Genomic DNA, 7,817 nt, shown 5'->3' with positions numbered 1-7,817 from the left:
GCCCCCCCGCCACGGCCACGGCTCCGACCACCGCGAAGGCGGCGAGTCCGACGTAGCCGATGGCCGGGCGGCGCAGCGCGAGGAGACCGAGCACGGCCGCGAGGAGAACGATCGCGGCGTACATCCCGGCCAGCAGCGCGATCTTGTCGTAGACCCCGAACACCGCGATGGCGAACTCTTTGGCCCAGGCGGGGCTGTTGTCCACCAGGGCGTCGCCGACCACGATGACCGGAGAGGCCGTCCCCAGCACACCGGCGGCCAGCTCCCCGGCCCCCAGGGCCGCGCCCGCCGCAAGGATCCCGGTGGCGGCCCCCGTCACGGCGGAGCGAGTGCTCCGCCTTGCGCCTGCTTCCTCCGTGCGTTTCACACCAGGGGTTCGGCGCCCCGGCACGGCCGGATTGGTGGTCGGCGAAAAAGTTCTTCGCCACGGCCTATCGCCTCACCGCACGTCCACCGGGCCGATGAGGGGCCTTCCCGACTGCGTCGGGTTCCCGTGGACCTTCAGGGGGATGTCCGTACCGGACGGCCGCACGGGAACGAGGCCTGAGTCGACCGGCACTGGAGGGGCGCCGGGCCTCGGCCGGGAGAGGCCGGCCTGGTTCCCGGCCCCATCGGCCGCGCCTCAGGCAGACCGCAGGACGGCGAGGAGGGAACGGTAGTCCGCCTCTGCCTCAGTGCGCGATCGCCCGTCCACCCAGCTCTCGCAGAACCGGCCGTTCTCCCCGAATGCCGCCTGTAGCGCCTCGACGGCCAGTGCCGCAGTTGCACGGGAGGCCGAACCGTCCAGCCAGGAATCGATGCCCGGGTGGTCCTCGCTCTGCAGAATGCGGAGGTCCGGGGAGAGGTTCGCGGCGACCACGCCCCCTGCGGCCAGCACCTCCTCGGGGAGGACCGCGCTCGACCGTCGGCCTTCTGCCGCAATGGCCGCGCGGAAGGTGTCCACGATCTTCAGCAGCCGATCGCCGGACGCCATCCCTTCCAATTCGTCCAGGAAGTCGTCGGCCGTGTCGTTGTCGTACGGCCCGGTGCCCCAGGTTCCCATGCGCCTCCTCCCCCCGGACAGGGTAGTAAGGGCGCCGTCCGGTGCTTCGGCCCCGGGCTTCTTCACCTGGAGGGCGAGCGCTACTTCGTGTGCAATTCGGTCACCTGTGACCGCACCCGCCCTGCAAAGGGGCGGGTGCGGTCACGGATGTGTGAGGGACACGGGCCTCCTTGGCGGAGTGCCGTTAGAACGCGTCGGGGTACAGGCCCTCGGCGATGGTCTCTACGGAGTCGATGTTGCCGAGGGTTCCGGGGTGGAGGTCGGCTTGGGGGACGGCGATGAGGGTGTCGTTCTCTACGGCGGCGACGTCCGGGAACGTGCTCTGGATGTACTCCCGGGTCTTCTCCGCCTGGTCCGGGCCCGAGACTCCGAAGACGATGGCCTCGGGGTCGCGGCTGATGATCTCCTCAGGGTTGATCTCGGCCGCGAAGAAGTCCTCGAACTCCGGGGCGTCCGGGTCGAAGACGTTCTCTCCCCCTGCCGTGGCGATGATGTCGGCCTCCACGCCGGCGCCGATCGCCGTGAGGGACTCGCCCTCGACGAAGACCTGGGCGACGGTCGGGCGCTCCTCCCCCTCGATCGCCTCCTCGACGGCCGCCAGCCGCTCCTCGGCGTCTGCCGACAGCTTCTCGGCCTCGTCCGGGACGCGCATGATCGCGCCGAGGTTCCCGATGTCGGTCACGACGTCGGTGACTTCGGCGGTGTTGCGGCGCTCCGCGCACCCTCCCGTCGCGACGTAGGCCTGGGCCCCGTTCTCCTTCAGCTGGTCGATGCTGGCGAACCCCTGCTCCGCGGTGAACTCGTACTCCGTGGGCGAGACCACGAGGTCGGGTCCGGCGGCGAGGAGGTCTTCGCGCGCCGGCGGCGCGTCGGTGCTGAGCTCGGGGACGTCCTCGGCCGCGTCGGCGATGTCGTCCGGCAGCGCCGAGACCTCGGTCTGCGCCTGGCCCACCAGGGAGTCCTGGAGGCCGAGCCGGATGAGCATCTCGGTCTGCGACGGCATCATGCCGACGACGTTCGCCGGGGTGGCGTCGAAGGTGAGCTCCCGTCCGCAGTTCGTGACGTTCACGGTCTCTTGCGCGCCTTCGGCGGCCGACGAACCGTCCGGACCGCCGGTGACCCCCGTGCCGCAGGCCGTCAGGGCGAGGGGGATCGCGCTCAGCGCCGCGAGGACGAAGGCGGGCCTGCGCGGGCCGGCCGCCGGCCGCGGTCGCTTTCGGAGGGGGCGGACGGGAGTGCGGAGGGGATTGCTGTTCACGGGGTGGAGATTCCTTCCTCGGTCGGGACCGGGTGGTCGGTATCGGGAGCGGGGGCGCTCGGGTCCGGAGTGTCGGAGGGGGTGCGGGCGTCGAAGACGAAGTGCCGGCGGCCGGACCCCGGATGGGCCACGGGGGTCGACTCCACCCCGAACACCGACCGGATCAGGTCCGTGCCCAGGACGTCCTCCGGCGGCCCGAGGGTGCGCAGCCGTCCGCCGTCCAGCACCCCGACCGCGTCGCAGTAGCGCGCGGCGAGGTTGAGGTCGTGCAGCGCGACCATGGCCGTGCGGCCGGTGCCCCTGACGAGGTCGACGAGTTCCAGCTGGTGGGCGATGTCGAGGTGGTTGGTGGGCTCGTCCAGGACGAGGACGGGCGTGTCCTGGGTCAGCGCGCGGGCGAAGAGCACGCGCTGGCGCTCCCCTCCCGACAGGGCGGAGAAGGAGCGGGCGGCCAGGTGCCCCGCGCCCACCCGGTCGAGGGCGTCCTCCGCGACGGCGATGTCGTGGTCGGAGTCGCGGCCGAACCCCTTGCCGTGCGGAATGCGCCCGAGCAGGACGAGGTCGAGCACGGGGATCTCGAACTCCTCGCTGTGCTCCTGGGCCATGACCGCCACGCGCCGGGCCAGCTCCCTGCGGCTCAGGGAGGCGGTGTCGGTGCCGTCGATGCGCACCCGTCCCGCGGACGGGGCCGCGATGCCCGACACGGCGCGCAGCAGCGTGGACTTGCCGCTCCCGTTGGGCCCGAGCAGCCCCAGGACCGTGCCCGAGGGCACCGCGATGCTCACGTCGGCGACCACCCGCCGGCCGCCCCGGTGCACGTCGAGCCCGTCGATGTCGACCCTCATCGCCGGCCCCCCGTGCCCTCGGCGCGGTCCCGCCGCAACAGCCACAGGAAGAAGGGCGCCCCCACCATCGCGGTCAGCACGCCGAGCGGGATCTCCGCGGGCGCGGCGAGCGTGCGCGCCAGGAGGTCGCACAGGGCGAGGAAGACGGCGCCGCCGAGGACCGCCACCGGCAGCATCCTGCGGTGGTCCGACCCGACGATGATGCGGGCGATGTGGGGGATGATCAGCCCGACGAACCCGATGCCGCCCGAGACCGCCACGACCGCCCCGGTCAGCAGGGCGGCGGTGACCAGGATGCTGCTGCGCAGCCGGTTCACGTTGACGCCGAGCGTGGCGGCCGCGTCGTCGCCGACGAGGAGCGCGTTGAGCGCCCGCGCCCGGAACGCCGTGAAGATCCCGGCGGCCAGCAGGGCGGCGGCGGGCAGCGCGAGGTGCCCGGGCGTGGCGGCGGAGACGGAGCCGAGCAGGAAGAACATGATGCTGAAGACGTTCTGTGCATCGGTGGTGATCGTGAGGTAGCTGGTCACGGCGCTGAAGAGGGCGCCGAGGGCGACCCCGGCCAGGATGAGCCGCTGCGGTGCGATCCGCCCGTTCTTGCGGGCGAGCAGGTACACGGCGGCCGTCGCCGCGAGCGCGCCCGCGAAGGCCGCGGCCCCGATCCCCAGGGAGCCGGCTCCGATCCCGAGCACGATGGAGGAGACCGCGCCGACCCCCGCTCCGGCGGAGACGCCGAGGATGTAGGGCTCGGCGAGGGAGTTGTGGACCACGGCCTGCATCAGCGCCCCGGCGAGCGCGAGCCCGGCGCCCGCCAGTGCGGCGAGCAGGGCGCGGGGCAGCCGGAACTGCCAGACCGCGTTGTCCTGCACCGTGGTGAGCGAGCCGTCCGACATCCAGGGCATGCCCGGCAGCAGGTGGCCCAGGACGATCTTCAGTGCGTCGGCCGTGGAGACCGCGACGGTGCCGGTGCCCGCGGACAGCAGGAGGACGGTGAGCAGCGCGGCCGTGAGCGCCGGCACGAGCACGCGGGCCGCGAGCGCTCCGCGGCGTCCGCGGCGCCGGGTGGGCGTCCTCCGAGCGCGCCCGGGGGCCGCGTCCGGTTCCGGTGGTGTGCGGGTCGCCGTGGCGGTGCTCCCGCCGGCGTGCCCGTTCGATCGGGCGGGGGTCGTGTCGTGTGTGGGTGTCATGTCCGCTTCATCTCGTCCGGGCGGGGTGGTCCGGGTGGTGCGGGTGCTCCAGGTGGGACGGGAGGGCCGGTGTTTGCCGCGGGTACCGGGCGGTGGAGGCCCGCCCCGGTGGCGTGTTCGGCGAAGCCGAGGACGGCCGCGCCCAACCGGTGCAGGCGGTCCAGGTGGTTGCCGCCGTGCCCGGTCCCGGGGGCGCGCCAGAGCGCGGCGGAAACGCCCGTGCGGCGCAGGGCGGCGACCATCCGGACCGTGTCGTCGGCGGCGACCCGGGAGTCCTCGTCGAGCACGATCCCGAGGAAGGCGGGGTGGTCGGTGCCGTGGGCGGTCCCCTCCGCACGATGCAGGGGCGAGACCGCCTCGAGCTGCGCGCGCCCTTCGGCGGTTCGGGGGTCGCCGAACTCGCCGACCCATCGGCGGCCCAGCGGGTGGGCGTCGAGGTTGAGCAGGTCGAGGGGCGCCGCGGTGCTGACGACGCCGGCGCACAGCCCGGGTTCGGCGAGCGCGCAGGCGGTGACGACCACGCCCCCGTGCGAGGCGCCCGCGAGGACGAGCAGGTCGGGGCGGGTGAGACCGGCATCGACGAGGCCGCGCGCCGCGGCGGCGAGGTCGGCGATGCCGCGCTGCTTGTCGCGCCCGCGGCCCGCCTCGCGCCAGGCCCTCCCGTGCTCTCCTCCCCCGCGGATCTGCGCGACGGCGTACCGGCCGCCCTGCTCGGTCCAGGCGGGCACGGTGGGCTCGAACACCGGCAGGCTCGGCACCCCGAACCCTCCGTAGCAGGTGAGGATGAGCGGCGCCGGACCGTCGGCGTCCCCCGGGGAAGTGAGGACGACCGTGATGTCCGCGCCGTCGTCGGCGGCGACGGTGACGTACTCCGTGCGCGCGGCGGCGGTGCGCCGCCCGGATGCCGGTGCGGGGTCGGCGGAGCGGGCCCCGCCATCGGGGAACTCCCCGTCGCGCACCGATCGCGGAGAGAAGGCCGCCTCCTCGGGCTCCTCCGGGGAGGCGGGAACGACCGCGACGTCCGGCCCGTCGTCGGCGGCGACGGCGGCGTGCTCCGCGCGAGCCGCAGCAGTGCGCTGCGCGGATGTGGCGGAGCTTCCCGTGCCACCGCCGAGCTCCCCGGCGGGGTCCGGCCGTGAAGAGGAGGAGAAGGCCTGACCCTCAGCACCCTCCGGTGAAGCGGGGACGACCACGACGTCCGCGTCGTCGTCGGCCCTGACGGGGACGTCCGTACGCGCTGCGACGGTGCGCTGAACAGGCGCGGGTGCGCTGGAGCTTCCCGTGCCGCCGAGGAGGTCCCCGGCGGGGACCGGCCGCGGCGGCAGCGCCGGCCCCTCCAGCAGGGCGTGGAACTCTCCCGCGTCGTAGGCCACGCCCGTCACGACCGCCGGTTCACCGTCCCAACGGACCCTGCGGTGCTCGGCCGGTCGTCCTCCGTCCAGCCGGACGAGGACGCTGCGCCCCTCGCACACCCCAGCGACCAGCACCTGGTCGCCGTACGCCGCGAACGAGGTGATGCGCACGCCGGCGTCGGCCCAGCGCCACCGAACGGCCCCGCTCTCCGCATCGAGGGCCTGGAGGCCGCCGTCCTGAACGACGACCTCATCGGCCGCGTCCTCCGGCGCCACGACGCGCACGATGCCGGGGAAGGCGCCGAGCTCGCGCCCGGTGGCACGGTCGATCAGCCTGGTCGGGCGGCCCGCACGGCTCTCCGCGGCGAGTCCGCGCCGCCCGCCGGGGAAGAGACGCACGCGGATGTCCGAAGGGAGGTCGGACTCCCGGCGCTTCCCGCTCTCCGGGTCCAGTTCGACGAGCCGCCGCGACCCGGCGGCGGCGACCTCCAAGCGCGAGGAGTCCTCCCGCCACAGAACCTCGTCGTAGCGGCAGCGGACGGCCGGATGGCGGTGCGACGCGCCGGTGGCGGTGTCGACCAGGACCAGCACGGCGTCCTCGTCGGCTTCGTCGGCGAGCTGGACCGCGATGCGGCCCCCGTCCGGCGACGGCGCCATCTTCAGGATGTGCCCGTCGGGCTCGAAAACGGCGGTCCCGTCACAGAACCGGTAGATCCCGTACCGGGTGCGGCCAGCGGGCCGGGCGAGCGCGTACCCGGTGTCGGGCAGCCCCGGGCGGGCGTGCCGCTCCCACCGGGAGAGTGCGGCGTCGACGGCCGGTGAGGCCGGGTAGGGCGGGTGGGGCGGGTGGGGCGGTCCGCTCGCCTTCGTCGCCATCAGCGCCCGACCGGGTCGGTGCCGGCGCCGGGCGAGGAGGACGGCCAGAGCAGGTGTCCGCCTTCGTGGAGCGGGCTCGGGAGGGCGACGGTCTCGGTCCCCTCCTCCCGGACGAGGTGGATCTCGCCGTCCCCGCCGCGTGTGACGGCGGCCGTGGTGCCGGACGGGTCGAGGGCCACGGCGCGCCGCTGGGCGGGGGCGTCGCCGACGGGCTCCCAGGGCAGCCGCCCGGGTGCGGGCGGGTGCGACATCGCCGGAAGCGCGGTCTGCCACAGGGTCCGCATCCGCGGCCCGCTTCGATCGATGAGGGTCAGCCGGTCCCCGTCGGGGTGGATGGTCGCCACCGCGGCCCGACCGCCGCCGAGGGCGAAGCGGAACGCCAGGCCCGGCGGGAGGTCCGCGTGCCGCGTCCGCCCGGTTTCCAGGTCGATCTCCACCAGGGCGTTGGTCCAGGAGGTCCATGCGTCCGGCGCCCCGGGGCCGCGGACGACCCCGAGGGCGCACCCCGTGGCCGGATCGAACCGCAGGTAGTAGGCCCGCCCGGCCACCGGCCAGGGGACGGTGCCCAGGGGGCGCGGCAGGCCGTCCTCGACGGCGAAGCGTTCGAGTCCGCGCCGGGTCGCGGTCGCGGCGGTGCCGGTGCGCTGGTCGACGACGTCCCCGTGCCCGTCGTCGGCGATGTCGTGGGTGGTCGCGCCCCGCAGCTCGGGCACGTGCGGCCCCGCCGCGGCGGCGCGCTCAAGCGGGACCGCCTCGATCGCCCCGGGCTCCCGGTGGCGGATCAGCAGGACGGCCTCGCCGCTGCGCCGGTCGGGGGCGATCACCACGCCGGGCTCGCCGGTGCGCACGCGGAACCGGACGGGCTCCCCGTCGTCCAGGTCGACCAGGGTGACCACGTCGCTCCACGGTTCGGCGTTGGCACCGGCGCCGGTGGTGACGGCGACGTGGCGGCCGGCCGGGTCGCAGGCGAGGTGTTCGGCCGGGATGGCGATCGGGTGGCGCCGCTCACCGGCGGGCCCGCCCACCACCAGGGCGCCCGCGCGGTCGTCGGCGTAGGCCCACCGCGCGTGCCGCGCGCCGGAGGCGCCGCCGTGCGGCAGCGCCAGGAACCCGGCGTGTTCGGCGAGGACGCCGCCGCCGAGTTCGCGGACGGAGCCGCCGGCGAGGGCGTAGGTGCGGGCGGCGCGGTAATCGGCGACGACGAGCTGTTCGTGGGGCACGCGAAAAAAATACTGGAAATGAAAATCGTTATCAAGTACG

6 protein-coding genes and 1 pseudogene are annotated in these 7,817 nt (G+C 74.7%); all 7 read right to left on the bottom strand.

Translation table 11 applies throughout. From position 1 onward, the window contains the following. A pseudogene (locus D450_RS30070) lies at positions 1-319 on the bottom strand (molybdopterin-binding oxidoreductase); the annotation flags it as partial. A 303-nt stretch (positions 320-622) separates the two neighbouring features. Next, positions 623-1,042: a DUF4259 domain-containing protein gene (locus D450_RS0112565; RefSeq protein WP_017539022.1), complete on the bottom strand. Its 420-nt coding sequence runs from the start codon at positions 1,040-1,042 to the stop codon at positions 623-625. A gap of 184 nt (positions 1,043-1,226) precedes the next feature. Continuing rightward, positions 1,227-2,111, bottom strand: coding sequence for an ABC transporter substrate-binding protein (locus D450_RS0112560; RefSeq protein ID WP_241483137.1), 885 nt, complete (start codon positions 2,109-2,111; stop codon positions 1,227-1,229). Between the two features lie 185 nt (positions 2,112-2,296). After that, the gene (locus D450_RS0112555) at positions 2,297-3,145 is read right to left on the bottom strand and encodes an ABC transporter ATP-binding protein (protein ID WP_017539020.1); all 849 of its coding nucleotides are present in this window, start codon (positions 3,143-3,145) and stop codon (positions 2,297-2,299) included. Further along, positions 3,142-4,167 carry an iron chelate uptake ABC transporter family permease subunit gene (locus D450_RS0112550; RefSeq protein WP_017539019.1) on the bottom strand — a complete coding sequence of 342 codons (1,026 nt, stop codon included), beginning with the start codon at positions 4,165-4,167 and terminating at the stop codon, positions 3,142-3,144. The genes D450_RS0112555 and D450_RS0112550 overlap by 4 nt, the downstream gene beginning before the upstream one ends. A gap of 158 nt (positions 4,168-4,325) precedes the next feature. Beyond that, positions 4,326-6,557 (bottom strand): prolyl oligopeptidase family serine peptidase, encoded by a 2,232-nt coding sequence (locus D450_RS34645; protein ID WP_017539018.1) that lies wholly within the window; start codon positions 6,555-6,557, stop codon positions 4,326-4,328. Then, positions 6,557-7,777 carry a hypothetical protein gene (locus D450_RS0112540; protein ID WP_017539017.1) on the bottom strand — a complete coding sequence of 407 codons (1,221 nt, stop codon included), beginning with the start codon at positions 7,775-7,777 and terminating at the stop codon, positions 6,557-6,559. Before D450_RS0112540 ends, D450_RS34645 begins: the two co-directional genes overlap by 1 nt. Positions 7,778-7,817 lie beyond the last annotated feature (40 nt).

Origin of the sequence: Nocardiopsis halophila DSM 44494 (genome assembly GCF_000341245.1) — a bacterium.
Lineage (GTDB): Bacteria > Actinomycetota > Actinomycetes > Streptosporangiales > Streptosporangiaceae > Nocardiopsis_A > Nocardiopsis_A halophila.
Note: the sequence above shows the minus strand (reverse complement) of the source record. Positions and strands in the feature narration are given on the sequence as shown.

What these genes read in the sequence shown, in the direction of transcription:
- D450_RS0112565 (WP_017539022.1), bottom strand. Translation starts at nt 1,042, where the DNA reads ATGGGAACCTGGGGCACCGGGCCGTACGACAACGACACGGCCGACGAC.
- D450_RS0112555 (WP_017539020.1), bottom strand. Translation starts at nt 3,145, where the DNA reads ATGAGGGTCGACATCGACGGGCTCGACGTGCACCGGGGCGGCCGGCGG.
- D450_RS34645 (WP_017539018.1), bottom strand. Translation starts at nt 6,557, where the DNA reads ATGGCGACGAAGGCGAGCGGACCGCCCCACCCGCCCCACCCGCCCTAC.